This window comes from Pseudomonas sp. YY-1 (genome assembly GCF_002843095.1).
GTDB classification, from domain to species: Bacteria; Pseudomonadota; Gammaproteobacteria; order Pseudomonadales; family Pseudomonadaceae; genus Aquipseudomonas; species Aquipseudomonas sediminis_A.
Window position 1 is genome coordinate 260,275 of sequence record NZ_PJLX01000001.1, and the last position, 26,810, is coordinate 287,084.

Below are 26,810 nucleotides of genomic sequence, written 5' to 3' on the forward strand. Positions count from 1 at the left end.
ATCCGGTATATGCGCCCAGCATATGGCGTCTTCGTCACGTTCAGCATGAGTGTCTCTTTCAGTCTGGCGGTTTTTGCGGCCGACGATTCCCAGGTCGAGGCCCTGCAGAAGGAATTGCAGGGGCTGCGGGCCAGTTATCAGACACAGCAGAATGCCTTGATGGTGCTTGAGCAGCGGCTGCGCCAGATCGAGGGCAGGGCGGCCGCGGCAGGTAGCGGGGCTGCGCCTCTGTCACGCAGCCCTCAGATAGCCAGTGCAGAAGCGTCGGCCGGGTATGGAACTGCCTTGAAAGATAACGCCGAGCCTCCCGCAAGCGTGGAAAACCTGTATCAGGAGGCGAGTGGTTTCTTCGGCGGCGGTACGTTCAGCATCGAACCAGGAATCACCTACAGCCACTACGATTCACGCCAGCTGTTTCTCAACGGTTTTCTGGCCCTGGATGCGATCTTCCTGGGCAATATCGGCGTGGATCAGATCAATGCCGACACCTTCACTTTCGATCTGACCGGCCGCTACAACTGGGCACAACGTTGGCAGCTGGATATCAACACGCCATGGATCTACCGCGAAAGTACCTATCAGTCGGCAGGCGCTGGCGGTTCCAGTACATCGGTCAGTGAGGCGACCGTGACAGGTGATGTCCGGCTCGGAGACGTCAACATGGGCATTGCCTACAAGTTGCTGGATGAAGACGAAGGCAGCCCGGACGTGGTCCTGAGCTTGAGGGTCAAGGCTCCGACCGGTGTTGAACCCTACGGGATAAAACTCGACCGCGTGGCGGGGAACGACAACCTGAGCATCCCGGAAGATCTGCCGACGGGCAACGGCGTGTGGTCCATCACGCCCGGTATCACGCTGGTCAAGACTCTCGATCCCACAGTGGTGTTTGGCAATTTTTCGTACACCTACAACCTTGAGGAAAGCTATGACGACATCAGCCCGCAGCGAGGGGTCAAGGTGCCGGGCAAGGTGGATCTGGGCAATTGGTTTCAGTTCGGCCTGGGTGTGGCGTTCGCGCTCAACGAACGTGCAAGCATGTCGATGTCGTTCAGTGAACTGATCAGTCAGCGGAGCAAGATCAAGCCTGAAGGGCAGGGCTGGCAGACCATCGCTGGCAGCGATGCCAACGCCGCTTACTTCAACATAGGCATGACCTTTGCGGCGAGCGACAAGCTGACCATCGTGCCCAACCTGTCAATCGGACTGACACCCGACGCGCCGGACTTCTCGTTCAGCATCAAGTTTCCCTACTACTTCTGAACCGCCGTGTCAGCGCAGTTGGTGTTTGTGCAGTAATCGGTAGAAGGTCGGTCGTGAAACACCCAGCGAACGTGCGGCGTTACTCATGTTGGTCGAGTAATGCATCAGGGCATCTTCGAGTGCCTGGCGTTCGGCGTTGAGCAAGTAGTCATCTAGGGGGCGGCAAGGCATGGAGGCGGTTACGGCCAGGCCGATATCGTGTGCTTCTATCTGGCGGCCCTCGGCGAGAACCTGAGCACGCCTGACACGGTTGGCCAGCTCTCGCACGTTTCCGGGCCAGTCGTGGCTCATCAACGTGTTCATTGCGCTGTCACTGAATTTGCGCGGACGACGGCCTATCTCGCTGGCGTACTGGCGAGAGAAATGCTCGACGAACAAGGCAATGTCTTCCTTGCGCAGGCGCAGAGGGGTCGTCTGTATCTGCAGCACATTCAGGCGGTAATAGAGATCCTCGCGAAACCGCCCCGCACAGATGGCCGCCTCGAGGTCTATGTGGGTCGCTGCCAGTACACGTACATTTGCCGTCATGCTCTTGCTTGAGCCAACCCTCTCGTAGGTCATTTCCTGGAGGAAGCGCAGCAGGTTCGCCTGCATTTCCAGGGGCAGGTCACCTATCTCGTCGAGAAATAACGTTCCGCCTTCCGCTGACTCGATACGACCAATCTTGCGTTGACTGGCGCCGGTGAATGCTCCCTTTTCGTGACCGAACAGCTCGGAGTGGATCAACTGCTCGGAGATGGCACCACAGTTGATCGCCACGAAAGGGCCAGCGGCCCGCCGAGACTGGTTGTGCAGACGACGCGCAACCAGCTCTTTACCTGTGCCGCTTTCACCCGTTATCAGGACAGATGCATCAGTTGGGGAAATCTTGTCGATTAAGCGACGTAGCTCTTGAGTCGACTGACTTTGACCGATCAGTAACTCTCCAGCCGTTAGTGTCGGGGGCGAGGTGATACGACGATACAGACGGGCCATGCCTGAGGCGCGGCCCAGTGTGCAATGCAGGCGGGATAAGTCAAAAGGAAGCGTGTGAAAATCGAAGAACCATTCATATATGAAGTTTGCCAGCCCCGTATTACGACGCAGGCTGTCACTCATTACCGCGATCCACTCGGTCTGGCTGTCACGAATCTGTTGTTTTATCCGCTCCAGGTAGTCGAGGTGGTGCGCTTGTAGGCAAATGACACAGACATCATAAATCGGATCGATCTTGCTGCTGAGATTGGCGTGGTCGACTAACCATTTATTTGCTTGCAGCTCGGGAATTAGTCGCTCGCAATCGCTTACAGGCTCAACGATCAACAGACGTCTGGGACGATCAAGCGAACCCAGCATACGAACTCCTTTGCCTTTGGAAGGCAGGTACAGCGCTCGCAGGTAGTTTCTAGGCAGAGTGAATGCGTTTGCAGTTCACCCATCACAGGCAATTAATAAACTCGCTTTAAACTGGCACGAGCGTGCATGAATTCATGTCTTTAAAACACCTGCTAGTTATAAGCAAAGTATTTTAGTGTTTATTGGCTTTGTATTTTTTACAGGGTTGAAGTGTTATAGCTGATGCCATCTGCAAGGCAAGCTAAATTCCAGCAATCCGATGTATGGCTGATGTCTTGTGATGAGTTACTTATTTGGATGCAGGCAAATTGCTATGGTGCAGCCTTGATGCATGCTGAGTGCCTGAGTAGGACTGCCTGTCAGAAATAATCAGAAGAAGTAAATATGACAACGTCATATACACCCCCCTCGATTGCAAACAATCGCGAAGCGAAGGGGGGAAGGGGTCAGGCCTGCGGCTGCCAGCCGCCACCGAGCGCCTTGTAGATCGCGACGATACCGCTGTACAGCTCAACCTCCGCAGAGGCCTGGGCATCTTCGGCGGCCAGGCGCTCGCGCTCGGCGTCCAGCAGCACGAGGAAATCCACCGTGCCTTCGCGATAGCGAATCGCCGCTTGATCCGCCGCCGCACGGCTGGCTTCGGCCTGGCGAACCAGGGAAACCAGGCGCTGCTGGCGTTTGGCGTAGTCGCTGAAAGCGTTTTCCGATTCCTCCAGCGCCAGTAGCACCTGCTGCTCGTATTGCGATAGCGCACCATCGGCCTCGGCTTCGGCGCCGCGCAGACGCGCCCGCACGCTACCCAGATCGAAGGCCGCCCAGCTGATGCTCGGCGCTACGCCCCAGGCGCGCGCGGCCGACGAACCCAGCTGCGAGCCGCGCCCGGCGGTAAAACCGAGAAAGCCGGAGAGACTGACCCGCGGGAACAGATCCGCCGTGGCCACGCCGACCTCGGCGGTGGCCGCCGCCAACTGCCGCTCGGCCGCCTGGATATCCGGGCGACGGCGCAGCAGTTCGCTCAGGTTGCCGATGGGCAAGGCCTTGGCGATCACCGGCAGGGGTTTGGGCGACAGGTCGATCTGCAGCTGTTCCGGGCGCTGGCCGAGCAGGGTGGCGATGCGGTTCTGCGCACGTACCTGCTGCGCCTGCAGTTGCGGCAGGCTGGCTTCGGTAGCGGCCAGGCGGGCATCGGCGCGCAGCACGTCGAGTTCGGTGCCGACGCCAGCGTCACGCAGCTGCTCGGTGATGGCGCGCGAATCCTGCTGGTTCTTCAGGTTCTCGCGGGCGATGCTTTCGCGCAGTTGCGCGCCACGCAGGGTGCCGTAGGCATCGACCAGTTCGGCGATCAGGCTGACCTGCAACTGGTAGTAGTCGGCCTCGGCCACTTCGATGCGCGCTTCACTTGCTTCCAGTTGGCGCTGGATACGGCCGAACAGGTCGAGCTCCCAGGCCATGTCGAGGCCCAGGTCGTAGCGTTCCTGACGGATGCGCTCGTCCGTGGTCGGCGGCTGCTGCGCCTTGCCGAACTCGCCACTGGCGCGGCTGGTGACGGTGGGCAGGCGATCGTTGGCCACGTCATCACGGATCGCCCGTGCTGCACGCAGGCGGTTGAACGCCACGCGTAACTCGCGGTTGTCCTGCAACGAGCGCTGCACCAGCTGGTTCAGCGTCGGGTCGTCGAACTGCTGCCACCAGGCGGCTTCGAAACGGCTGCGGTCGTAATCGGCCGCCTCCAGCGCGGCAATGCGCGCAGGGTCGGTCACGGGCGCTCGATAGTCCGGGCCGACGGCGCAGGCCGACAGCGCCAGGGTCAGGAGGGCGGGGGCAAAGGCTTTCATGCATGCGACTCCTGCAGGCGGGCAACTTTCCGGGCTTCGCGTTTCTCGACGAAGCCGCGGATCAGGACATAGAACACCGGCGTCAGCAGCAGGCCGAAGAAGGTCACGCCGATCATCCCGGAGAACACCGCCACACCCATGGCATGGCGCATCTCGGCACCGGCACCGCTGGACAGCACCAGCGGCACCACACCCATGATGAAGGCGATCGAGGTCATCAGAATCGGGCGCAGACGCAGGCGGCAGGCTTCCAGCACGGCTGCGACGCGGTCCATGCCTTCCTCCTGTTTGTCCTTGGCGAACTCCACCAGCAGGATGGCGTTCTTGCACGCCAGGCCCACCAGTACGATCAAGCCGATCTGGGTGAAAATGTTGTTGTCGATGCCGGACAGGATCACCCCGGTGATGGCGGCGAGCAGTACGGTCGGCACGATCAGGATCACCGCCAGCGGCAGGCTCCAGCTTTCGTACTGGGCAGCCAGCACGAGGAAGGCCAGCAGCACGCAGAGCGGGAAGATGAAGATCGCGGTATTGCCGGCGAGGATCTGCTGGTAGGTCAGATCGGTCCACTCGAAGGTCATGCCGATCGGCAGTTCCTCGTTGAGCAGCTTGGCGATGGCGGCCTCGGCCTGGCCGGAGCTGTAACCCGGGGCGGCGGCACCGTTGATCTCGGCGGTGAGGAAGCCGTTGTAGTGCATCACCCGATCCGGACCTGCGCTGTCATCGACCTTGACGAAGGTCGACAGCGGCACCATTTCCCCACGGTTGTTACGCACCTTGAGCTGGCCAATCTGCTCCGGTTCCAGGCGGAACTGCTGATCGGCCTGGACGTTGACCTGGTAGGTACGGCCGAAGCGGTTGAAGTCGTTGGCATACAGCGAGCCCAGGTACACCTGCAGGGTGTCGAAGATGTCGCTGATGGCCACGCCGTGGGTCTTGGCCTTTTCCCGGTCGATGGCGGCATCGACCTGCGGCACGTTGACCTGGTAGCTGGTGAACACCGACATCGGGTTCAGCTCCGGCAACTGGCGGGCCTTGTTGAGGATGTTCTGAGTCTGCAGGTACAGCTCGTCGTAACCCAGGTTGCCACGATCCTGAATCTGCAGGCGGAAGCCACCAATGGTGCCCAGACCCTGTACCGGCGGCGGCGGGAAGATGGCGATGTAGGCATCCTGAATATCGGCGAACTGCGCGTTGAGCTCGGCGGCGATGGCATTGGCGCCCATCGACGGATCGGTGCGCTCATCGAACGGTTTCAGCGGAGTGAAGACGATGCCGCTGTTCGGGCTGTTGGTGAAACCGTTGATCGACAGGCCGGGGAAGGACACGGTGTTCTCCACGCCCGGGTGCTTGCCGGCGATTTCGCTCATGCGCTTGATCACTGCTTCGGTGCGATCCAGCGTCGCGGCATCCGGCAGTTGGGCGAAGGCCACCAGGTACTGCTTGTCCTGTTGCGGCACGAAACCGGTCGGGGTGCTGGCGAAGCCCAGGTAACCGAGCACCAGCAGGCCACCATAGACCAGCATGGCGATGCTGCTGCCACGCAGTACACGGCGGACGGTGCCGACATACCCATTACTGGCACGCTCGAACATGCGGTTGAACGGGCCGAACAACCAGCCGCCGAACAGTTTGTCGAGCACGCGCGAGAAGCGGTCTTTCGGCGCGTGGTGATCCTTGAGCAGGATGGCCGACAGCGCAGGCGACAGGGTTAGTGAGTTGAGGGCCGAGATCACCGTGGAGATGGCGATGGTCAGCGCGAACTGCTGGTAGAACTGCCCGGTGAGGCCGGAGATGAACGCGGTCGGGATGAACACGGCGCACAGCACCAGGGCGGTGGCGACGATGGGGCCGGTCACTTCCTTCATGGCCTGACGCGTGGCGTCGAGCGGCGACTTGCCCAGGGCGATGTTGCGTTCGACGTTCTCCACCACGACGATGGCGTCGTCCACCACGATACCGATGGCCAGCACCAGGCCGAACAGCGACAGAGCGTTGAGCGAGAAACCGAGCAGGTGCATGACCGCGAAGGTGCCGATCAGCGAGACCGGTACGGCCACCAGCGGAATGATCGAGGCACGCCAGGTCTGCAGGAACAGGATCACCACCAACACCACCAGCACGATGGCTTCGAGCAGGGTGTGCACCACTGCCTCGATGGAGCCGCGCACGAAGATGGTCGGGTCATAGACGATCTCGTAGTCCATGCCCTGCGGGAAGCTCTGTTTCAACTCGGCCATGCGCTCGCGCACCGAGTCGGAGATTTCGATGGCGTTGGAGCCTGGGCGCTGGAACACCGGGATGGCCACGGCCGGCTGGTTGTTCAGCAGCGAGCGCAGGGCGTACTGGTTGGAGCCCAGCTCGACGCGGGCGATGTCGCGCAGACGGGTAATCTCACCGTTGTCGCCGACGCGGATGATGATGTTCTCAAACTCTTCCTCGGAGACCAGGCGGCCCTGAGCGTTGATCGACAGCTGGAAGCTGTTGCCGGCATCGGAGGGCGGCGCGCCGAGGGCACCGGCGGCGACCTGGCGGTTCTGCTCGCGAATGGCATTGACCACATCGGTAGCGGTCAGCCCACGCGAGGCCACCTTGTTCGGGTCGAGCCAGACACGCAGCGAGTAGTTGCCCATGCCGAACAGTTGCACGTCGCCCACGCCGTCCAGGCGCGCCAGCTCGTCCTTGACGTTGAGCGCGGCGTAGTTGGACAGGTAAAGCATGTCGTAGCGCTGATCCGGCGAGGTCAGGTGCACCACCATGGTCAGGTCGGGGGAGGCCTTGTCCACGGTCACGCCGAGACGCTGTACCTCGGTGGGCAGGGTCGGCATGGTGCGGGTGACGCGGTTCTGCACCTGCACCTGGGCATTGTCCAGATCGGTGCCGAGGGCGAAGGTCACGGTGAGGGTCAGGCGGCCGTCGATGGTCGACTGCGACGACATGTAGAGCATGCCTTCGACGCCGACGATGGCCTGCTCCAGTGGCGAGGCGACGGTTTCACCGATCACCTTGGGGTTGGCGCCGGGGAAATCGGCACGCACCACGACGGTGGGCGGCACCACTTCCGGGTATTCGCTGATCGGCAGCTGGAACAGCGAGATGGCACCGCCGATCAGAATCAGCAGCGACAGCACCGCGGCGAAGATCGGCCGCTGGATGAAGAATTGTGAGAAATTCATGGGTCTTTCCTCTGAGCGCGGTCTGGATCAGCCGCGCGGCGAGCGAGCTTCGATTTTTTCGGCGGCGATGCGCGGGGCCTGGCTGCCATCGACGGCCTGGCGCATGCGAGCCAGTCGTTCGAGGGTGCTGTCATCAGCCATGGTCACCGGTTGCGGATCGACGGTGGAGCCAGGCATGGCGCGCTGCAGACCGTTGACCACGATCTTCTCGCCCTTGCTCAGGCCGCTGCGGACGATGCGCAGACCTTCGAGCTTCGGCCCCAGCTCGATGGAGCGATAGGCCACGGCGTTGTCGTCACCCAGCACCAGCACGTACTTCTTGCCCAGGTCGGTACCGACTGCTTCGTCCTTGATCAGGGTGGCGGCGTAGGGCTTGCTGCCCACCAGTTTCAGACGCGCATACAGGCCCGGGGTAAAGCGGCCATCCTGGTTGTCGAACACGGCGCGGCCACGAATGGTGCCGGTGCGCGGGTTGACCTGGTTGTCGAGAAAGTCCAGCTGACCCAGGTGCGGGTGGTCGGCTTCATCGGACAGACCGAGGTATACCGGGCTGGCACCACGGGCGTCGGAGCCGGACTGACGGGCCAGCTCGACATACTTGAGGAAGGCGCGTTCATCGGCATCGAAGTAGGCGTAGACCTTGTCGGTGGAGACCACCGAGGTCAGCAGGCTCTCGCCGGCACCGACCAGGTTGCCTTCGGTGATTTCGGCGCGGCTGACGCGACCGTCGATGGGCGCAGTGATGCGGGTGAAACTGAGGTTGAGGCGGGCGTTTTCCAGCTCGGCGGCAATTGCGGCGACCTGAGCCTGAGCCTCGGTGGCGGCGCTGGCACGGGCATCGGCCAGTTCCGCGGAGATGGCGTTGCTCTGGCGCAGGCGTTCGCCGCGGCGGGCTTCGTTGGCGGCACGGGCCTGGCTGGCGCGGGCCTGTTGCAGTTGGGCTTCGAGGCGTTTGACTTCCGCCTGGAACGGACGCGGGTCGATCTGGAACAGCAGATTGCCTTTCTTCACCAGGGTGCCTTCGTCGAAGGCGACCTTGTCGATGTAACCGGAGACGCGCGGACGGATTTCGACGGATTGCGGCGCTTCGAGGCGACCGGTGAACTCGTCCCACTCGTTGATGGGTTGTTCGATGACCTCTGCGACGCTGACCTTGGGTGCAGGCATTTGCGCCTGGGTCTGCGCTGCCTGCTCGCAGCCGCTGAGGGCAAGGACGCCGGCGAGGGCCAGGGGGAATATCCAGATGTTCTTGTGCTGCTGTTCCATGGGTGACTCCGCCAGTCGGATTTGTGGATTGGCGGAGTCTGCTGCGAGTCTTGGAAGGCTACGAATCGAATGCCATGAAATTGAATATCATCGGGAGTGATAAAGGGCGCAGTTACATCAATTTCGATTCATGGAAAGCGCCGATGTTCCGGAATGTACCTGAACGACGCCTGTATGGGATGTTCAGAGGCTGTCCGGGTCGCCGCAGAACATCTGAATGCGCGAGCGCAGCCAGCGTTCGGCTGGGTCGTTGTCCTGCGCGCCACGCCAGGCCATGTGCAGTTCGAAGCTCTGCGTCTGCAGTGGCAGGTCCTCGGCACGCAGGCCGCCGGCCGCAGTCAGGGCGGCTGCGGTGTAGTCCGGTACGCTGGCGACGATATCGGTTTCCGCCAGCAGGGTGCCCAGGCCGTTGAACTGCGGCACGGCCAGTACCACGTGGCGTTTGCGTCCGAGCTTGGCCAGCTCGTCGTCGATGAAACCTGTGAGGTCACCCGCGAAGGACACCAGCGCATGAGGGCGTGCGCAATAGTCGTCCAGGCTCAGTGCGCCGGGCACAGTATCGGCACGCAACAGCTTTGCCTTGCTACGGCGCAACACCTTGCGCTTGGCATTGGCCGGCAACTCGTCGGTGTAGGCCACACCTACGGAGATCTCCCCGGAGGCCAGCAGGCCTGGCATCAGCAGGTAGTTGGTGCGACGGATTACCAGCACCACGCCGGGCGCTTCGGCGCGCAGTCGGCGAAGCAGGGCGGGGAGCAGGGCGAACTCGACGTCATCGGACAGGCCGATGCGAAATACCGCCTTGCTGGTGGCCGGATCGAAGTCGGCGGCGCGGCTGACAGCAGTGGAAATCGAGTCCAATGCCGGCGAGAGCAGGGCGAAGATCTCCTGCGCGCGCGGCGTCGGCTCCATGCTGCGGCCGGTGCGCACGAACAGGGGATCGTCGAACAGGGTGCGCAGGCGAGCGAGCGCGGCACTGATGGCCGGCTGGCCAAGGAACAGCTTCTCCGCAGCCCGGGTAACGCTGCGTTCGTGCATCAGGGTTTCGAAGACGATCAGCAGGTTCAGGTCGAGGCGACGCAGGTCGTTGCGGTTCATCCGGGTACCATCCGAGGAAAACGGGCCTTGTCAGCACGACGCGGCAATGAGAGCCTTTGCCCGAGCAATAGTACGGGCAGTGCGTGACGGAATGAAAGGCGCCGAATCACTGCCAGGCATGAAGACTATCGATGGAGTCTGATAGTGCTGCCGACCCACAGCGGATAGAGTCCACAGTCATTGAAGTGTTAATCCGCGATCAAGCTCGAGGTAAGCGATGTCCCGCATGATCCGTTTTCATAAGTTCGGCGATGCCGATGTGCTCCAGTACGAAGAGGTTCCGACGCCCGTGCCCGGCCCTGGTGAGGTGCTGGTGCGCGTGCAGGCCGTCGGCCTGGGCTGGAAAGACGTCCTGTGGCGGCAGAACCTGGCGGCCGAGCAGGCCAAGCTCCCGGCCGGCACCGGTTTCGAACTGGCAGGCAGCGTGGCAGCGCTGGGCGATGGCGTAAGTGACCTGGAGGTCGGTACCGCCGTTGCCGGTTTCCCAGCCAGCACGCCGAACCGCTATCCGACCTGGGGCGATCTGGTGCTGATGCCCGCCCACGCCCTGACCCGTTATCCCGAGGTGCTCAGCCCGGTCGAGGCCAGCGTTCATTACACCAGCCTGTTGTTCGGCTACCTGGCGCTGAATGATCTTGCCCACCTCAAGCCGGGGCAGCATGTGCTGATCACCGAGGCCAGCCACTGCATGGCGCCGCAGACCGTGCAGCTGGCCAAGGCGCTGGGTGCCAAGGTCATCGTATCCACCGGCTCGCCGGATGATCGCGAGTTCCTGCGCGGTCTGGGTGCCGACAAGGTGATCGTCACCGAAGAGCAGGACCTGGTCCTGGAAGTCGAGCGTTACACCGAGGGCAAGGGCGTCGAGGTGATTCTCGATCAGTGCGCCGGCCCGCAGATGAAGCTACTGGGCGATATCGCTGCGCCGCGCGGCAAGCTGATCCTGTACGGGATCAACGGGGGCAACGACACGGCTTTCCCGGCCTGTGCGGCGTTCAAGAAGCACCTGCAGTTCTTCCGTCACTGCGTGCTGGATTTCACCGGTTGCCCGGAGTTGGGCATCGAGCCGAACAACGAGGCGGTGCAGCGTGCGCTCACGCACATCAACCAGATGACAGCCGACCGCCTGCTGACACCAGTGATCGACAAGGTGTTCGATTTCGAGGACTTCGTCGCGGCCCATCGCTACATGGAAACCTGTCCGAATCGCGGGCGGGTGGCCCTGAAACTGGCCACGGATTAAAGTCCGTGGCCATGTGGTCGCTATAAGTCGTAATTCCAAGTCAGTAAGGAAAGGTCATGAGTCTGGTTACCGGCGACGCGCTATCGTTGTTGTTGTTTCGTCTGCATAGCGGTCGTCTGCTGGGGATCAACCTGCTCAAGGTCAACGAAATCATTCCCTGCCCGGCGTTGACCAAACTGCCCAACCGCCACCCCCATGTTCGTGGTATCGCCACCTTGCGCGGCGCTGCAATGACGGTGATCGACCTGGCGCGTGCCATCGGTGAGCGCGGTGCGGCCGAAGAAGATGACGGCTGCCTGATCGTTACCGAGTTGAGCCGCTCGCGTCAGGGGCTGCACGTGAAGAACGTCGAACGCATCGTGCAGTGCTCCACCCGCGACGTGCGTCCGCCACCTGCCGGGGCCGGTAACCGGGCCTTCATCACTGGCGTGACCCAGATCGATGGCGCCATCGTGCAGATTCTCGATATCGAGAAGGTGCTGCACGATATCGCCCCAGCACTCGAAGAGGCCCCCGTTGGGCAACTGCTCGATGGCCAGGACGCACGCCTGCTACAAGGCCGCCGCGTGCTGTTGGTCGACGACTCGCAAGTTGCGCTGCAACAGACCCTCAACGTGCTGCGCCAACTGGGGCTCGACTGCACCGCAGTGCGCAGCGCCCAGGCTGCCCTGCAACAACTGCATGAATACCATCAGGCCGGCATGCCATTCGAGCTGCTGGTCTCGGACATCGAGATGCCGGAGATGGACGGCTACAGCCTGGTTCAGGAAATTCGTCGCAGCCCCGATATCGCCGATACCTATGTGCTACTACACACCTCGCTGGATAGCACCATGAATACCGAGAAAGCACGCTCGGTCGGTGCCAACGCGGTGCTGACCAAGTTCTCCTCGGTCGATCTCAGTCAGGCACTGCTCGATGCCTTCCGGCAAATGAGCGGTCAGCACTAAGCCTGCCCCTGCAAGTCCTTGCCACCAGCGGCAAGGGCTTGCCTCGTCATCCTCCTTGTCTATCTAAATATTCAATGCTTTCAATTGGTTAAGTGCGCCTAATGAATTGGCATGCGCTTTGATTGAGTGCGCCTGGCAATTGCAACTCAGTCAAGGAGCACAGCATGAGCACGATTGGAGGTATTGGCAGTTACGGTGGCATATCGCTGACGGGGTTTCGCAACAAACCCGGTGAGGAGCAGGGCGGGTTGGCCCAGTTGGCGCGTAATGTCGAGAAGACCACGCGCACGGCTAACGCCGAGTCCGAGCGCGAGTTCCGCGCCAGGCAGGCGACGGAGGAGGGCTTTGCTCGCTTGCGTGTCGCACTGCAGAACGCGTCAGACGGCAAGGTCGAGACATCGGTCAGTTCGGGGCAGGTGGAAAAGCCACTGGGCGACGAGGGCGGTAACGCCGCACTGGAGGCCTTCAAGGCCTATATGGCGATGACTCCGGCCGAAAAGATGCGCGACAGCATCCTCAAGGAAATGGGCATGACCGAAGAGGAGATCGAGGCGCTACCACCTGAGCAGCAGAAGGCAGTCGAAGAAGAAATTGCCCAGCGTATGGAGGAGCGAGCGAAGATGCAGGCCCAGTCAGAAGACGATGGTCATTCTTATGGACTGATCTGATCGGCGTGCGCTGTGGTGGACGAATATCCCTGGGTTTGGTCTGTAAAAATCCGCGAAATAAATCACGGATGATCTTTGCCTTGGTGAAAAATCGGTGGAATTTTCGCGGGTTGAGCTGTCTATCAATCGACGACAGTTCAACCCATGAGTTACCTCCGGTTGAGCTTTCACCAACGCAAAGAATCTTGATCAGGTCGTTCTCAATATGGATGTTCTTTCCGAGTTCTTCGAGCGCACGAGCCTGCAAGGGCGACTGTTATTCGCCGGCCCGGTGGACGGTACTCTGGTGCTGGATAAGCCCCCTGGCATGGCCTTTATTCACGTGATCGAGCGCGGTGCACTGGATATGGTGCATGCCGACAAACCGCGCATTGCGATCAGTGAACCGAGCGTGCTGTTCTGCCCCAGCACCTGCTGCTACAAGCTGCGCGCGCACCAGCCAGGCGGGGTGGATCTGATTTGCGCCTCGTTCCAGTTCGGGCGTTCAGGGCAGCAGCCATTTCCACTGGGCCTCTTGGAAACCCTGGTGTTTCCGTTGAGCGCCCTTGAGCAGCTTGGGCCGGTGATCGGTTCGTTGGTCAACGAATTCCGCACGCCGGCACCAGGTCGGAGCAAGGCGCTGAACCTGCTGTTCGAATACGTATTCGTCTTGCTGGTACGTCGCGCGGTGAGCGAAGGGCGTATTACCAGTGGCCTGCTTTACGCATTGCAGGACAGTCAGCTGGGGCCTGCTTTGATCTGCATCCACCAGGAACCTCAACTGGCCTGGAGCGTCGAGCGCCTGGCCGAGCTGGCGAAGATGTCGCGTACCAAGTTCGCAGCGCTGTTCTCCGAGGTCATGAGCATGACCCCCATGGCTTATGTGACGGCCTGGCGCATGAAGGTAGCGCAGGATCTGCTGCGTGAGGGAATGCCGATCAAGGTGATCGCCGACTCGGTGGGCTACGCATCGCAGGCGTCGTTCTCGCGTACCTTTGCCCAGCAAATCGGGCAACCGCCAGGCGAATGGTTAAAGGCTGAAGGGGAAGATCCGCCGTCGAAGCTGCAGGTGCAGATTTACCGCGACTGAGCATGGTATGCCCAGGGCTGCCAGTGCCCTGGGCATATTTCAGCGATCAGGCGACCACAGGAATCAACGGGTCCGCAGCGGCGAGGGCGATGTCGCGCTTGGCTTCAGGCGGATAGATCCACTGGGTATTGATCTGCATCTTGAGCTCTTTACCTTCCTTGCCGGTCAGCACTACCTTGCGCTCCCAGCCTTCGGTGAACACAGCCCCCCAGGCGCCCAGGTCCAGACAGGTGACGTACTTGGGTTGGCTGTAGGGAATCGGCTCAACACCCAGTAGATCAGCTGCCGCGTTATTGCCGGAAGAGCGGCCGAGAGCTATCGCGTGCTGGCAGGTCATCAGCGCATGATTGCCACGATCATCCACCGCGGCATAGGCAGTATCGCCAGTGGCGTAGATGGCGTCCTGACCAAGCACTTTCAGGTTGCGGTCGACGTGCAGGCGTCCGAGAGCATCACGCTCGCCATCGATCTGCTGCGTCAGCGGTGAGGCCTTAACCCCGACGGTCCAGACTACGGTGCTGGCTTCGATACGTTCGCCGTTGTCGAGTTGCACGCCATGCTCGTCGACCATAGACACCGGGCTGCCGAGCCTCCAGGTCACGCCCAGGGTATCGCTGGCTTCGGCGATTACCGAAGCGATCTGCTCACCCATGACGCTGCCGACCTGTTTACCAATGTCGACGACGATTACCCGCACATCGGCCTCCTTGCCCAGAATGGCGCGCAGTCGTGCCGGCATTTCCGTGGCCGTTTCGATACCGGTGAAACCGCCGCCCACTACCACGACAGTATTGCGTGCCTGGCTTGCGGGTTTGTCGCGCAAGCTCTGCAGGTGGTTTTCGAGTTGCTGTGCCGACTCCAGGCTGTCGACGTCGAAGGCGAAGCGATCAATCCCGGCCAGTGGCGGTCGGGCGACCTGGCTACCGGAGGCCAGAATCAACCGGTCGAAACTCAGTTCGGCCTGGGTGCCGCTCGCATCGCGGTAGATCACTCGCTTGCCTGCGGTATCGATACGCGTAGCGCTGCCTTGCACGAATTGCACACCGACCACATCGAACAACGGGCCGAGCGGGGCAACGGTAGTGGCCAGGTCGCTTTCGTAGAAGCGCGGACGTACGCGCAGTTCGGCCTGAGGGGCGAGTAGGGTGACGGCGACATCCAGGCGCTGGTGCTGGTCAAGCAGGCGAACGGCGCTCAGCGCACTCCACATACCGCCAAAACCGGCGCCGATGATCAGGATCTGCTGTTTCATATCGTTAAATTCCCGTAGTTGGAGAGAAAGCTGTTGGCTGTCGACGGGATCGATTGTGTGGTTGTTTTGGATCAAGGTATTGATCCAATATAAACAAAGATAAATGGTCCACTTTGGAACCCTTATGCCAGTCGAAAAAGCTCCACCACAAGTTATCTTTCTGCCACTGGGAGCGCCGGAGGAGGGAGCCAGCCTGCAGGGATGGCTGTATGAGTCGCTGCGCGGTGCGATTCTGGGCGGGCGCCTGCCAGCAGGCAGTAAACTGCCCAGCACGCGGGCCATGGCCGAGCACTACAAGCTGGCGCGCGGCACGGTACAGGCGGCTTATCAGCAGCTGCTTTCCGAGGGTTATCTGCAAGCACGCACCGGCAGCGGTACGCGCGTCAGTGAGGTATTACCGGATCCGACACTGAATGCCGGATACGTCCGGCGTAAGGTGGTGGCCGAGGTGGAGGCAAAGCGCACAGCGCCCGATACGCCCTGGATGAAGCGCCTGACCGAAATCGAGCCAATTTTCTCTCGGCGCACGTTGCCAACCGGTCTGCGTCCGTTCTTTCCTCACCGTGGTGATATCAAAGCCTTTCCCATCGATCTGTGGCGCAAGTTGCACACGCAGCAACTGCGTAGCTCGCGCCTGAGCATGCTGCTCGACTCCGACCCTGCAGGGTTACCTGAGTTGCGCGAGGCCATCGCCAGCTACCTGGCCATCGCCCGTGGGGTACAGGTTTCACCGCAGCGCATCCTGGTACTTGGCAGCGTGCAACAGGGGCTGGATATATGCCTGCGTGTGCTGGCGCCCGGTGACGCCCAGGTCTGGATGGAAGATCCGGGTTATCCCGGTGCACGGCAGTTGATGGATATCTCTGGCGTGACACGAGTGGACGTGCCGGTGGATAGCTCCGGCCTCAAGGTGGACGAGGGCATACGCCTGGCAGCAAGCGCTCGGCTTGCGTATGTCACCCCCTCACGGCAGGCGCCGCTCGGCGGTGAACTGTCGCCTGCACGCCGTCTGGCCTTGCTCAAGTGGGCAGCGGAGCAGGGCAGCTACATCTTCGAGGACGACTACGACAGCGAGTATCGTTTTATCGCCAAGCCCATTCCGGCACTGCGTTCGATGCCAGGCGCCGATCACTCGGTGATCATGGCTGGCACCTTCAGCAAACTGCTGTTTCCCTCGATTCGTCTGGCCTATCTGGTGCTGCCTGAGCACCTGGTGGAAAGCTTCACTCGCGCGTCGGCGCTGATGTCACGCCACGCCAACAGCCTGGCGCAGGCGGTGCTGGCCGACTTCATCCACGAGGGGCATTTCGATCGTCACGTACGGCGCATGCGAAAAATTTATGCAGGGCGCGCCGATGCCTTCGCCGAAGCCGCGCACAAGCATTGGCAAGGCCTGATCGACGTGCCGGAAATTCGTGCGGGTATGGATATCGCCTGCCGTTTGCAGGTTGAGAACGAGCGAGACGCTTTCGCGCGTTTGCAGGCTGCCGGTATCGACGCGCTGCCACTGGCGAGTTACTACGTCAAGCCGCGAGGGGCGGGACTGGTAATGGGCTTTGCGCCCTATGAGGAACGGGCTATCGAGGATGCCGCCAGGGCCGTTGCGCAAGCTCTGCGTGGTTGAGAACTGCCCCGGCCAAGGCCGGGGCAGAGACCATCAGAGGATGCTCAGCGGATATTCGACGAAGGCGCGAATCTCGTTGAGATCTGGCCCTACATCAGTGCTGGAACGGTAGATGGAGTTACGCAAGCGCAGGTGCAGATCCTTGGCGGCCCCACTCTGGATGGTGTAGCCGATCTGGTTGAAGATCTCGCGCTCGGTGCCGTTGTTATCGTTGCCGGTATCGATGTTGTCACCGCGTACATAGGCGAACTTGTAGCGCAGACCCGGCACGCCGTACTCGGCGAAATCCAGCTCGTAGCTGGCCTGCCAGGAGCGCTCGTCCTTCAGGTTGAAGTCCGAGTAGTAGGAGTTGGCCAGGTAGATGCTGGAGCCGCCATCACCGTAGTCGTAGGCGAAGCCGGCATCGCCGCTGTTGTGCTGATGCGCGACGATGAAGGCATGAGCGCCGATGCTGTACTTGGCCGCCAGACTCCAGATGGTATTGCGATCACCCTGGCCGTCACCGCCGAGATCGACTGCGGCCACTGAGCCGGTGTCGTACTTGGTGCGGTAGATGTTGAAGTCGAAGTTCAGCGCCTGATCGGCCGCCAGCGCCAGGTTGTAATTGACGTTGGCGTAGTAGCGTTTGTACATGTCCTCGAGGTCGGCGTGATACACCGCCAGGCTCAGGTCATCGCTGACGGCGTAACTGCCGCCGAGCACGTCGATGCTCTTGAGGCGATTGGGGTCGCGCGCCGAGTCGCCCATCGGGCTGTCGGCGGTGAAGCGGCCAGCGTTCAGCTCCAGGCCTTCGATCTCGTTGCTGGTCACCAGCGTGCCGGTGAAGGACTGTGGCAGCAGACGGCTGTCGTCATGAGCCAGTACCGGCAGGGAAGGGAACTGGTTGCCGTACTTGATCACGGTATTGGAGACGCGCAGTTTCACCGCGCCGCCGGCCTGGGATAGGTCGTCCACCGGACGGCCTTCGCTATCGGTGTCGAAGAAGGCGCGATAGTTGCGGCCGCGGCCGCTGTCGAGCTTGACCCCGAGCAGACCGAAGGCATCGACGCCGAAGCCGACGGTACCTTGGGTAAAACCGGACTCGAAGGTAGCGATGAAACCCTGGCCCCAGGTCTTGGCGTCGTTGGTGTTGTCTTTGTAATCACGATTGAAGTAGGCGTTGCGCAGCAACAGATTGAGGCTGGCGTCTTCGACAAAACCGTTGGCTTCGGACTGGCTGCTGGCATGAGCCAACTGCCCGCCCAGCGCGAGGCTGCAAGCCAGCGCGAGACAGTGCTTCTTGTGCATGAGTGCTCCCGGTGTTGGTGTGCTGTTTTCAACGCGCCTCACATCGAGGTAAGGCCCGGCCCAGAGGGCGCGCTTAGAGTTATCACCCTGCCTGCAGATGCACTATTCAAGCTGATCGATGATCACTATCAACGACTTCGATGCGGTATTCGGGAGGATCGGCGATAGGCTTCTCCCCGATGAAGATTCCATAGGCGGCGGTTTTTGCAACACTCCCGGAAGCCGTCGCTCTGGCTCCGCTTCATCTCCTTTGGTTAAGAAGACTTGTGGCCGCCTGGTGATCCAGTGCGGCCTTTTTTTGTGCTCGCCTTTGTTGGTATGGCGTAAGTGGTGGTTCTGGTGACGGTCAGTGAAAGTCCCGACTGCGTATATCCAGCCCTGTCAGTAATGCCGTCATATCCGTCAGGCGCCCGGCGATCACGTGGCGTACGCCGTCGACGGTCTCCAGGTGGCCATCGATCTGCAGCATTTGCGACTGCACCAGAACGCGGCGCTGCCGCTCGGCCAGGTCGTGCCAGACGACCACATTGACCAGACCGAACTCATCTTCGAGGGTGACGAAAATGACCCCGCTGGCTGTTTGCGGCCTTTGCCGGCCGATCACCAGACCGGCAACGCTGACAGGTCGGCCGTGCTCGACTGCCTGTAGTTCCCGCGAGCTTTTGCAGCGCCGGGTGCGTAATTCCTGGCGCAGCAGGGCCAGAGGGTGCGGACCGAGCGTGGTGCCGAGGGTGGCATAGTCGGTCAGTAGATCTTCTCCTGGCGATGGAGCAGATAGATTCAGGATTTCTTCACCCGACGCAGACACGCCTGCGAACAGTGGCAGTTGCTCCTCGACGCCAGCAACCGCCCAGCGCGCCTGGTAGCGGTGGCCAACCAGGCCGGAGAGCGCGCCTGCATCGGCCAATCGCTCGCGCGCCGATGCATCCAGGCTTGCACGTATGCTGAGGTCTTCGACATCGCGGAATGCGCCGCACTGGCGCGACTGTTCGATACGGCGCGCGTCGTCTTCGCGCATGCCACGAATCATCCTCAGCCCCAGACGGATGGTTGGCTCACCATGTTCATCGGGCTCCAGGCTGCAATCCCAGTCGCTGTAGCGCACGTCCACGGGGCGCACCTCGACATCATGCCGCCGTGCATCCTGCAGCACCTGATCCGGACTGTAGAAGCCCATCGGCCAACTGTTGACCAGAGCGCAGGCATAGGCAGCGGGCTCGTGGCACTTCAGCCAGCAACTGGCATAGGCGAGCAGGGCGAAGCTGGCTGCGTGCGACTCGGGAAAACCGTAACTACCGAAGCCTTCGATCTGGCGAAAGATCCGTTCGGTGAACGCCTGCGTGTAACCCTTCTCCAGCATGCGCGAAGTAAGTCGCTGACGATGTGGTTCGAGGCCACCATGGCGTTTCCAGGCGGCCATGCTGCGGCGTAGTTCATCCGCCTCGCCGGGCGTGTAGTCGGCGGCGACGATGGCCAGCTCCATGACCTGTTCCTGAAACAGCGGCACGCCGAGCGTGCGCGCGAAGACTGGCTTGAGTTCATCAGAGGGATAATCGATCGGTTCTTCGCCGTTTCGTCGACGCAGGTAGGGATGCACCATGTCACCCTGGATCGGCCCCGGACGGACGATGGCCACCTGGATCACCAGGTCGTAGAAGGTGTTCGGGCGCAGGCGCGGCAGCATTGCCATCTGCGCACGGGACTCGATCTGGAAGGCGCCGATGGTATCTGCGCGGCTGATCATGGCGTAGGTGGCCGGGTCTTCCTTGGGCAAGGTGGCCAGCGTCCACTGCGTGCCGCGGTAGCGTTCGATCAGGTTGAAACAACGGCGCAGTGCGCTGAGCATGCCCAGTGCCAGCACATCGACCTTGAGCAGGCCGACCATATCCAGATCGTCCTTGTCCCACTGGATGACGGTGCGCTCGGCCATGGTCGCGTTCTCCACCGGTACCAGTGTGTCGAGGGCGTGCTCGGAAATGACGAAACCGCCCGGATGCTGCGACAGATGGCGAGGGAAGCCGATCAACTCGCCAGTCAATATCAGCACGCGCCTGAGCAGTGGATTCTGCGGATCGAAACCCACCTCCAGCAGACGCTCGGGCGCTGGCGGACCGCTGCTCCAGCGGCCACAGCAGTCAGCCAGCGCGTTGACCTGATCAGGCGGCAAACCAAGAGCCTTGGCGACGTCGCGTATCGCCCCGGCGCCGTGATAGGTGTTGACCACGGCCGTGAGCGCCGCCCGCGTTCGACCGTAACGACGAAATACGTACTGGATGACTTCCTCGCGCCGTTCGTGCTCGAAATCGACGTCGATATCCGGCGGCTCGTTGCGCTCGCGGGAGAGAAAGCGCTCGAACAACAGCCGGCTCTCCGTAGGGTCTAGCTCGGTGATGCCGAGCGCGAAGCAGACGCTGGAGTTGGCCGCCGAACCCCGGCCCTGGCAGAGGATGTGCTGCTCACGGGCGAAGCGGACGATGTCGTGGACGGTCAGGAAGTAGCTTTCGTATTCCAGCTCGGCGATCAGTGCCAACTCGTGCTCGATCTGCGCGCGGGCGGCGGCCGGCACGCCTTTGTGCCAGCGCTCGGCGGCGCCACGTTCCACCAGAACACGCAGCCAGGAGGTGGGGTCATGACCGGCCGGCACCAGCTCGTGCGGGTAGTGATACTCCAGCTGGTCGAGATCGAAGTGGCAGCGCTCGGCGATGCGCAGACTCTGAGCGAGCAGCTCGGGCGGATACAGTTCGGCCAGCTCATCAAACCGGCGCAGATGCCGCTCGCCATTGGCGAAAAGATGGGCGCCAGCCTCGGCCACGGGCAGATGATGACGGATGGCAGTCATGCAATCCTGCAGGGCGCGGCGGCCGCGGGCATGCATGTGCACGTCGCCACAGGCCACAGCCGGCAGGCCGTGATCGCCTGCCAGCTCGAGCAGGCGCTGCAGGCGCGCGGTATCGTCAGGGCCGCGATGCAACTCAACGCCTAGCCACAGGCGCTCGGGAAACAGCGCGCGAAGCCAGGGCAGGGCGCTGACTTCACCCTCGCTGAGCCAGATGGCCAGCAAGCCATCGAGCGGCGCCACGAGGTCCTCGTGCAGCAATCGGTAGGTACCTTTTGCCGCCCTGCGCCGCGCCCGGGTGATCAGGCCGCATAGCACCTGATAGCCCGTCAGGTTCTCGACTAGTAGCACCAGCTTCGGTCCTTGCTCGATCCTTACTTCGCTGCCCACGATCAGCTTTACCCCGGTTTTCTTCGAGGCCTCCCAGGCGCGCACGATGCCAGCCAGGGTGCACTCATCGGTGATCGCCAAGGCGCGATAGTTCAGCCTTGCCGCACGCTCGAATAACTCCTGCGCACTGGACGCACCGCGCTGGAAGCTGAAGTTCGACAGGCAATGCAGCTCGGCGTAATCGCTCATGCGAACCAGCCGTGCAGCAGCAACGGCCCATCACTGCCGACTGGCCGATACGCCCAGCCGCGCTGCCCAGCACGGGTCTGCACCACGTAATAGTCGCGGCGCACATCCTCGCCATCCCACCAGCCGGACTCGATGCGCTCCGGGCCGGAGAGGATGCGCAGTGAGGCCTCGCGCAACGGCTGGGGTTCGCTCAACAGCCAGCCTGGCCGCGGGCCACAAGGAGGCAGCAAGGGGCTGGTCGAGTCGTTGATCCAGGCACGCTCGGGACGATGATCGGCTCTGGCACCGAGGCCATGCAGGGCGTCATCACCGAGGCGCGCCCTTAGCCGCTCGCGTAATTGCTCCCAGGGCTGGTTCTGCTGTGGTCGCTCATCGAACAGTTGCTGATGCTGCGGCGTAAAGACCGGCAATTCACGTGCCTCCAGCCGCACGGCCAGCACCGGCGCTGGCAGCTGCTGATGCTCCAGACGGCCTCGTGTCAGCTCGAACAGCATGCCGGGATCACGCTCGGCGCTGAGCAGACCCACCTGTATCTGCGTATCGGCACCCGCGCGGTGTTCCAGATGCAGGGTGAAACGCTGCACGCCGCTGTCACGGCAGGCCAGGTAAGCCGCCAGATCGGCTGTCAGTCGGCGCAACGGGAACAGCAGCGCCTGATGCGATTCCACCTCGAAATTCAGTTCGATACGGGTATCGAAAACATCCGCAGGCACGAAGAAGTCCAGCGCTAGCGGACGCTGGCCAGACAAGGTATCGAGATGACGTAGCACTTCGGCAGGAAAGCGTTTGGCCAGGCTGTCACGTGGCAGCGCCAACAGCTGCCGCAACTGCCTGAGCCCCATGCGATTGAAGGCCGTGGTTGCTGCAGGAGAAAGCCCGAGCCGATCCACTGGCAAGGGGGCGAGCATCTGCATGAGCGCCTGACCATCACTGGCCATCAGTCCATCACCGACATTGACCAGCACTCGGGCCGCTGCCGGATTCGGCGCGACGGCAATCCGGTGCTGGAAGGCCAGCGCCGAAAGCTCGGCGCGCAAGCGCGCTTCGAAACGCGGCCATGGGCCGAACAGCCCCAGACTGGACTGTACCTCCAGCAGCAGACAGCGCGGATAGTGCAGGCTGACCTGGGCACTGAAACCATAGGCCCAGGCGGCCAGAAACTGCTGCCAGCGCTCGATGGCCGCGCAATCGTATTCTGCCGTGGCAAACCCGCGTGTCAGCGCCTGCGCTGCAGTCAGTGACTGGCCGGGTTTCAGCCCCAGGGCTCGAGCTGCCGGGTTGACCGCCTGTAGAACACGCCGTTGTGGCGAGCCGTTGAGCAGCACCAACGGCTCGTCGGGGTTGGCGCGGTGACGCTGTACGCCGTCCATGGCCAACTGTGGCAACAGGATGCAAGCCCAAAGCATGGCAGGCTCAATGCCAGGCAAGCGCGAGCGGCTGAGCCGGCGGCAAACCACCACGGCACTTGATCACCCGCAGCTGTGCTGGCTGGCTGTCGAGCACCAGCCGTAGTGCTGCCGGTGAAGGATTGGCCGCTTCTGCCTGCGGCCGATAGGCGAAAGCCAGGGTTTGCCCAGTAGCAGCTGCCACCTGCAGACGCCTCAGCGAGCGATCATCGGTCTGACGCAACCAGCTCAGCACCGCGCCACAACTCCCCGAACGCAAACATTGTTCGGCAGCCCATAGAGCATCGCGGCCATCTGCCTGAATAATGCTCAATTGGCGTAAATCGACGCCGGCATCAATCCAGGCCTGAGGGTAGGGCAGATGAGGAGGGGAGATCAGCACCACTCGTTCGCCTGAAACCGTAAGGCTGGCAAGGGTCGGCCACAACAAGCGCAGCTCGCCGATGCCAGGCGCAGTGGTGAGAACTTCACTGAGGGCAGCCTTGGGCCAGCCGCCACCTGGCAGTACGGCGTCGAGAAAATGATGTCCAGTTGAGAAATTGGCGCCCGATGGCGATGAAACGACCTGGCCTCGCCACACACGACGAGCGTCGATCAACCGGTCAAGCGCGACCACGGATGGCATGGAGTAGCAACCAAATACTGTATATGAATACAGTATTGTTTGAGCCGACGCATGGGTCAAGAGAATCGCGATAAGGTGCTCAACCTGGTTGCCGAGACGCGGCCGAGTCAGCCGAATAAATCAGTCCGGAGAGTCGTGTCGATCCAGGAAATCGCGATCTACGTACAACCAACCCATACGATCCGTCGTGTTGTGTTGTGCAGACACTGACTCGAAGCGAATCCATATGGCGTCTCGGAAATTTATCGTTGCGCGCATCTCGGACTGTCGACCGCAAAGCGGAGCTGCAGATGCGGTTGAGAAATGACCATACGAAAGGTCTCAAGGCGCATTGGAGTATATGGATCATGGGAACGATGAAGCCCGGCGTTTCAGGTGTCTGGGTGTGGGTGACTCTTAAATATTGTAATTATCCTATCTTATTGATTTTTTTATTAAAAAACCATATGTGTCTTTTATAGACTGTAAAAAACAACCTAGAATTTATTTTTTTACATTTTTCAAAGGCCAGCTACGCTCATAACGAACTGTGATCTATCGAAGGATTCAGGGAGGGCGCATGGGGCAAATATTGCTGCGGGAGGGCTTGGTTGTCGTCGCGAGGGGGCATGTTGCAACAGTTAATAAATGTCTTCCCAACTTGACGGTCGAGGTTGTCCTAAAAAAAAGCAGTGAAAAGTTAGTTGTCGACATTGACGAAATTGAGCATTTGCCTTCAAGGGATGAGGATAATATTAATCTGCTTCAAGTTGAGTCGCTATCAAGCGAGTCGGTAGTGCCCCTGGAGGAGTTGCAGGCCGCTCAGTCACAGTTCGACTTAATAAAGAGATACTTGGCAAAAGAACTCAACTTGGCTCAGGCGCTAGAGCAAGCAGGCGTCTCAAATGGTACCTTTTATAGAAACATTAAGTTTTATGATGAGGAAATTGGTCCAGCGTCTCTGCTAAGGATGAAGAGAGGGAATAAGAAAGGCTCAAGAAGACTCATTAAAGATGTCGATGACGTAATAAAGCAGGCAATCAAAGAGGCGTACATAGGAAAGTCGGCAACCATAGCTGCGGTTTTTCGCAAGGCGGAAGAGTTATCCATTAGGCTTGGTTTAAAGCCACCTTCTCGATCGGCAATATCTGCACGGCTCAAAGATATACCTGAGAAAGAGCGTCATCTGAGAAAGCATGGGCATGAGGCGACGAGTCAAAAATATGCAGCAAGACCAGGTAAAAAGGAAATTCATCTGCCGCTTGAATGGGTGCAGATGGATCATACCAGAGTAGATCTGATATTGGTCGATCAAATTACACGCCGACCAATAGGCAGGCCCTGGTTAACTGTCCTCATTGATGTCAAGACCAGGGTTATTCTTGGTTATTATCTAAGTCTATACCCGCCATCTAGCCTCTCTGTTGCCTGTGCTGTAGCGCATGCCGCACTTCCTAAAAATCAATTCCTTAAAAGACTGGGAGTGAGCGCAGGTCTACATCCATATTATGGGGTTCCAAAACTCTTGCACATGGATAACGCAAGTGAGTTCAAGACCGTTAAATTTCAGCGTGCATGTGTGCTACACAAAATTGGCTTGAAATGGCGACCAATTGGGGCAAAGCATTATGGAGGTCATGTTGAGCGTTTGATCGGCACACTGATGACCGATTATGTGCACTTCTTGCCCGGTACTACTCACTCCAATCCTGTTAGTCGCAGAGGTTATGATAGTGAGAAAAATTCTGCACTGACCTTCAAGGAGTTTTGCCAATGGTTTGCAGGGCAGGTCGCTATTTATCATGGGCGTAAGCATAAAGGGCTGGGCCGCTCTCCTGCGGCGGAGTGGAAGTCGCATTTTGTTGATTCCGAAAACAACGTTACTCATCCTCCGATAATTTCCGATCCGTGGACGTTTCGCCTTGACTTCATGCCGGAGATGAGTCGGAAAATCCACCCCCAAGGCGTGACTCTAAATGGTAAATGGTACTGGAGTCCTGGATTAACTCCCCATATAGGTAGAGAGAGAGTGGTCATTAAGTACGATCCGCACTCAATGGCGACAATATGGGCAAGGTTGGATGGAGGATATATTCCGCTGTACTTTTCTGATGTGACGACCAGTGACTTTGCATATGAGGAACACAGGGCGCTATTGAAGTTTAGGCGAAAAGAAGGCGTCACACCAGATGGAGCATTGGAAGATCATGCTTTGATAGATGTGATAAAAGAAAATGCGCAGATAGTGAAGGGAGCGATAACGAAGACAAAGCGAGCGAGAAAAATAATTGCTGCCAAATTCGAGCATGAGACCAGCACGTGGATCGCTGACGAGACTATATCAGCGACTGCTCCAGATAGGTCAGATGTAGAAATCAAAAAACCTGACTACTCGAAAAAGGCGACGCCCTATTCTAGGAGGTCTTGATGAGTTCTTATGAGCACTTAACGGAGAGCGCTAGGGAATTGGCATGTTCATCTGACGACATGCGGTTGGCCGCTATACAGCGAGATAGTTTTTACATTGACCACCCTCAATCAAATAGCATTTTAAAGATGGTTGAAAATGTACTGGCCGTTCCTAGAAGAATGCAGGCGCCGTGTATGATTGTAACCGGTGCTCCTGGCGCCGGTAAAAGCTCAATCATTCAGCAGATAAGGAATTCTGAAGCACTCTCTAACCAAATTGTCTTTCTAGACATGGTTGCGAACCCATTTAATCTAAAATTTGGTGAGTTGCTTGTTTCGGCACTAGGCCTCCCTCATGGGCTGATTAAGTTCGGACACCCCAGAAAAGCCACGCTTCCGGCGGAGCTAGCCGAAGTGATAAAATTGAGAAAAATAAAGGCTCTGATTATAGATGAACTGCACGAGTCAATGCTGGTGGCGAGGCCAGAGCAACTTAAAAATTTGTCCATTCTGAAGTCGCTATCCAATAATACTTATGGATTATCAATAATAGGTTTCGGTATTGATCTCGCTAGGAACGCTTTGAGTATGGATGAACAGTTCTCTAGGCGATTTTATAGCGTCCAGATTGATGACTGGAGAGAAAGCGAGTCTTTTAGATCGTTTCTGGCGGGGGTTGAGCAAAATCTACCATTAAGAAGGCCGTCAAACCTTGATGGCGCTGAGGTTATTGGGTTTCTTTTAGAGAATACCAGTGGGCGAATGGACTCTATTATGAACTCAATTAAATCTGCTGCATGCTACGCAGTAAAGTCGGGAGAGGAACGCATCACCATAGGCTCTTTGGTAAAAGCCATTTCGACGCCGTGGAGTTACTAATGCGCCTCCTAAATTTATGCCCCGCCAGCGTGGACGA

Annotated in this window: 18 protein-coding genes; 8 read left to right on the top strand and 10 right to left on the bottom strand. The window is 59.9% G+C overall.

Going from position 1 to position 26,810, the window contains the following annotated elements; translation table 11 throughout:
• Positions 1–45 precede the first annotated feature (45 nt).
• Positions 46–1,260: a hypothetical protein gene (locus tag CXP40_RS01265; RefSeq protein WP_106732486.1), complete on the top strand. Its 1,215-nt coding sequence runs from the start codon at positions 46–48 to the stop codon at positions 1,258–1,260.
• A 9-nt stretch (positions 1,261–1,269) separates the two neighbouring features.
• On the opposite strand, the gene CXP40_RS01270 is transcribed toward CXP40_RS01265, so the two are convergent.
• The 5 genes from CXP40_RS01270 to CXP40_RS01290 form a co-directional block, all read right to left on the bottom strand.
• A complete protein-coding gene (locus CXP40_RS01270) occupies positions 1,270–2,595 on the bottom strand; it encodes a sigma-54 dependent transcriptional regulator (protein WP_106732272.1) in 1,326 nt (441 codons plus the stop codon).
• Positions 2,596–3,041: 446 nt separating this feature from the next.
• The gene (locus tag CXP40_RS01275) at positions 3,042–4,430 is read right to left on the bottom strand and encodes an efflux transporter outer membrane subunit (RefSeq protein ID WP_106732273.1); all 1,389 of its coding nucleotides are present in this window, start codon (positions 4,428–4,430) and stop codon (positions 3,042–3,044) included.
• Positions 4,427–7,606: an efflux RND transporter permease subunit gene (locus tag CXP40_RS01280; RefSeq protein WP_106732274.1), complete on the bottom strand. Its 3,180-nt coding sequence runs from the start codon at positions 7,604–7,606 to the stop codon at positions 4,427–4,429. The genes CXP40_RS01275 and CXP40_RS01280 overlap by 4 nt, the downstream gene beginning before the upstream one ends.
• 27 nt (positions 7,607–7,633) lie before the next feature.
• Entirely contained in the window at positions 7,634–8,872 is a 1,239-nt protein-coding gene (gene mexE, locus CXP40_RS01285; RefSeq protein WP_106732275.1) for a multidrug efflux RND transporter periplasmic adaptor subunit MexE, read from the bottom strand.
• Between the two features lie 183 nt (positions 8,873–9,055).
• Complete coding sequence (locus CXP40_RS01290; protein ID WP_106732276.1) at positions 9,056–9,970, bottom strand: LysR family transcriptional regulator; 915 nt, start codon at positions 9,968–9,970, stop codon at positions 9,056–9,058.
• A gap of 217 nt (positions 9,971–10,187) precedes the next feature.
• Between CXP40_RS01290 and CXP40_RS01295 the strand changes: the two genes are divergently transcribed.
• From CXP40_RS01295 to CXP40_RS01310, 4 genes are all read left to right on the top strand, one after another.
• Positions 10,188–11,210 (top strand): zinc-dependent alcohol dehydrogenase family protein, encoded by a 1,023-nt coding sequence (locus CXP40_RS01295; RefSeq protein ID WP_024308289.1) that lies wholly within the window; start codon positions 10,188–10,190, stop codon positions 11,208–11,210.
• 56 nt (positions 11,211–11,266) lie between these two features.
• Positions 11,267–12,160 (top strand): chemotaxis protein CheV, encoded by an 894-nt coding sequence (locus CXP40_RS01300; RefSeq protein ID WP_106732277.1) that lies wholly within the window; start codon positions 11,267–11,269, stop codon positions 12,158–12,160.
• A 164-nt stretch (positions 12,161–12,324) separates the two neighbouring features.
• Complete coding sequence (locus CXP40_RS01305; RefSeq protein ID WP_106732278.1) at positions 12,325–12,828, top strand: hypothetical protein; 504 nt, start codon at positions 12,325–12,327, stop codon at positions 12,826–12,828.
• A gap of 205 nt (positions 12,829–13,033) precedes the next feature.
• Positions 13,034–13,897, top strand: a complete 864-nt coding sequence (locus tag CXP40_RS01310) for an AraC family transcriptional regulator (RefSeq protein ID WP_099524113.1) — start codon at positions 13,034–13,036, stop codon at positions 13,895–13,897.
• A gap of 46 nt (positions 13,898–13,943) precedes the next feature.
• On the opposite strand, the gene CXP40_RS01315 is transcribed toward CXP40_RS01310, so the two are convergent.
• Positions 13,944–15,149, bottom strand: coding sequence for an NAD(P)/FAD-dependent oxidoreductase (locus CXP40_RS01315; protein ID WP_106732279.1), 1,206 nt, complete (start codon positions 15,147–15,149; stop codon positions 13,944–13,946).
• Between the two features lie 124 nt (positions 15,150–15,273).
• On the opposite strand from CXP40_RS01315, the gene CXP40_RS01320 reads away from it, so the two are divergent.
• On the top strand, positions 15,274–16,773 hold the full coding sequence (locus tag CXP40_RS01320; protein ID WP_106732280.1) for a PLP-dependent aminotransferase family protein: 1,500 nt from the start codon (positions 15,274–15,276) through the stop codon (positions 16,771–16,773).
• A gap of 33 nt (positions 16,774–16,806) precedes the next feature.
• Here CXP40_RS01320 and CXP40_RS01325 read toward each other — a convergent pair whose 3' ends face one another.
• The 4 genes from CXP40_RS01325 to imuA form a co-directional block, all read right to left on the bottom strand.
• Positions 16,807–18,060 carry an OprD family porin gene (locus tag CXP40_RS01325; protein ID WP_106732281.1) on the bottom strand — a complete coding sequence of 418 codons (1,254 nt, stop codon included), beginning with the start codon at positions 18,058–18,060 and terminating at the stop codon, positions 16,807–16,809.
• 346 nt (positions 18,061–18,406) lie between these two features.
• Entirely contained in the window at positions 18,407–21,475 is a 3,069-nt protein-coding gene (locus CXP40_RS01330) for an error-prone DNA polymerase (protein WP_106732282.1), read from the bottom strand.
• Positions 21,472–22,881 carry a DNA polymerase Y family protein gene (locus CXP40_RS01335; protein ID WP_106732283.1) on the bottom strand — a complete coding sequence of 470 codons (1,410 nt, stop codon included), beginning with the start codon at positions 22,879–22,881 and terminating at the stop codon, positions 21,472–21,474. Before CXP40_RS01335 ends, CXP40_RS01330 begins: the two co-directional genes overlap by 4 nt.
• Positions 22,882–22,888: 7 nt before the next feature.
• The gene (gene imuA, locus CXP40_RS01340; RefSeq protein WP_106732284.1) at positions 22,889–23,506 is read right to left on the bottom strand and encodes a translesion DNA synthesis-associated protein ImuA; all 618 of its coding nucleotides are present in this window, start codon (positions 23,504–23,506) and stop codon (positions 22,889–22,891) included.
• A gap of 559 nt (positions 23,507–24,065) precedes the next feature.
• On the opposite strand from imuA, the gene CXP40_RS01345 reads away from it, so the two are divergent.
• The gene (locus tag CXP40_RS01345) at positions 24,066–25,913 is read left to right on the top strand and encodes a Mu transposase C-terminal domain-containing protein (protein WP_106732285.1); all 1,848 of its coding nucleotides are present in this window, start codon (positions 24,066–24,068) and stop codon (positions 25,911–25,913) included.
• Positions 25,913–26,773 (top strand): TniB family NTP-binding protein, encoded by an 861-nt coding sequence (locus CXP40_RS01350; RefSeq protein WP_084929466.1) that lies wholly within the window; start codon positions 25,913–25,915, stop codon positions 26,771–26,773. The genes CXP40_RS01345 and CXP40_RS01350 overlap by 1 nt, the downstream gene beginning before the upstream one ends.
• Positions 26,774–26,810: the final 37 nt, after the last annotated feature.

Bases quoted from the DNA above. Each gene is read 5' to 3' on its own strand.
- CXP40_RS01335 (WP_106732283.1), bottom strand. From the start codon at position 22,881: ATGCTTTGGGCTTGCATCCTGTTGCCACAGTTGGCCATGGACGGCGTA.
- imuA (WP_106732284.1), bottom strand. From the start codon at position 23,506: ATGCCATCCGTGGTCGCGCTTGACCGGTTGATCGACGCTCGTCGTGTG.
- CXP40_RS01280 (WP_106732274.1), bottom strand. From the start codon at position 7,606: ATGAATTTCTCACAATTCTTCATCCAGCGGCCGATCTTCGCCGCGGTG.
- CXP40_RS01330 (WP_106732282.1), bottom strand. From the start codon at position 21,475: ATGAGCGATTACGCCGAGCTGCATTGCCTGTCGAACTTCAGCTTCCAG.
- mexE (WP_106732275.1), bottom strand. From the start codon at position 8,872: ATGGAACAGCAGCACAAGAACATCTGGATATTCCCCCTGGCCCTCGCC.
- CXP40_RS01305 (WP_106732278.1), top strand. From the start codon at position 12,325: ATGAGCACGATTGGAGGTATTGGCAGTTACGGTGGCATATCGCTGACG.
- CXP40_RS01300 (WP_106732277.1), top strand. From the start codon at position 11,267: ATGAGTCTGGTTACCGGCGACGCGCTATCGTTGTTGTTGTTTCGTCTG.
- CXP40_RS01295 (WP_024308289.1), top strand. From the start codon at position 10,188: ATGTCCCGCATGATCCGTTTTCATAAGTTCGGCGATGCCGATGTGCTC.
- CXP40_RS01310 (WP_099524113.1), top strand. From the start codon at position 13,034: ATGGATGTTCTTTCCGAGTTCTTCGAGCGCACGAGCCTGCAAGGGCGA.
- CXP40_RS01315 (WP_106732279.1), bottom strand. From the start codon at position 15,149: ATGAAACAGCAGATCCTGATCATCGGCGCCGGTTTTGGCGGTATGTGG.
- CXP40_RS01325 (WP_106732281.1), bottom strand. From the start codon at position 18,060: ATGCACAAGAAGCACTGTCTCGCGCTGGCTTGCAGCCTCGCGCTGGGC.
- CXP40_RS01265 (WP_106732486.1), top strand. From the start codon at position 46: ATGAGTGTCTCTTTCAGTCTGGCGGTTTTTGCGGCCGACGATTCCCAG.
- CXP40_RS01275 (WP_106732273.1), bottom strand. From the start codon at position 4,430: ATGAAAGCCTTTGCCCCCGCCCTCCTGACCCTGGCGCTGTCGGCCTGC.
- CXP40_RS01290 (WP_106732276.1), bottom strand. From the start codon at position 9,970: ATGAACCGCAACGACCTGCGTCGCCTCGACCTGAACCTGCTGATCGTC.
- CXP40_RS01320 (WP_106732280.1), top strand. From the start codon at position 15,274: ATGCCAGTCGAAAAAGCTCCACCACAAGTTATCTTTCTGCCACTGGGA.
- CXP40_RS01270 (WP_106732272.1), bottom strand. From the start codon at position 2,595: ATGCTGGGTTCGCTTGATCGTCCCAGACGTCTGTTGATCGTTGAGCCT.
- CXP40_RS01350 (WP_084929466.1), top strand. From the start codon at position 25,913: ATGAGTTCTTATGAGCACTTAACGGAGAGCGCTAGGGAATTGGCATGT.
- CXP40_RS01345 (WP_106732285.1), top strand. From the start codon at position 24,066: ATGGGGCAAATATTGCTGCGGGAGGGCTTGGTTGTCGTCGCGAGGGGG.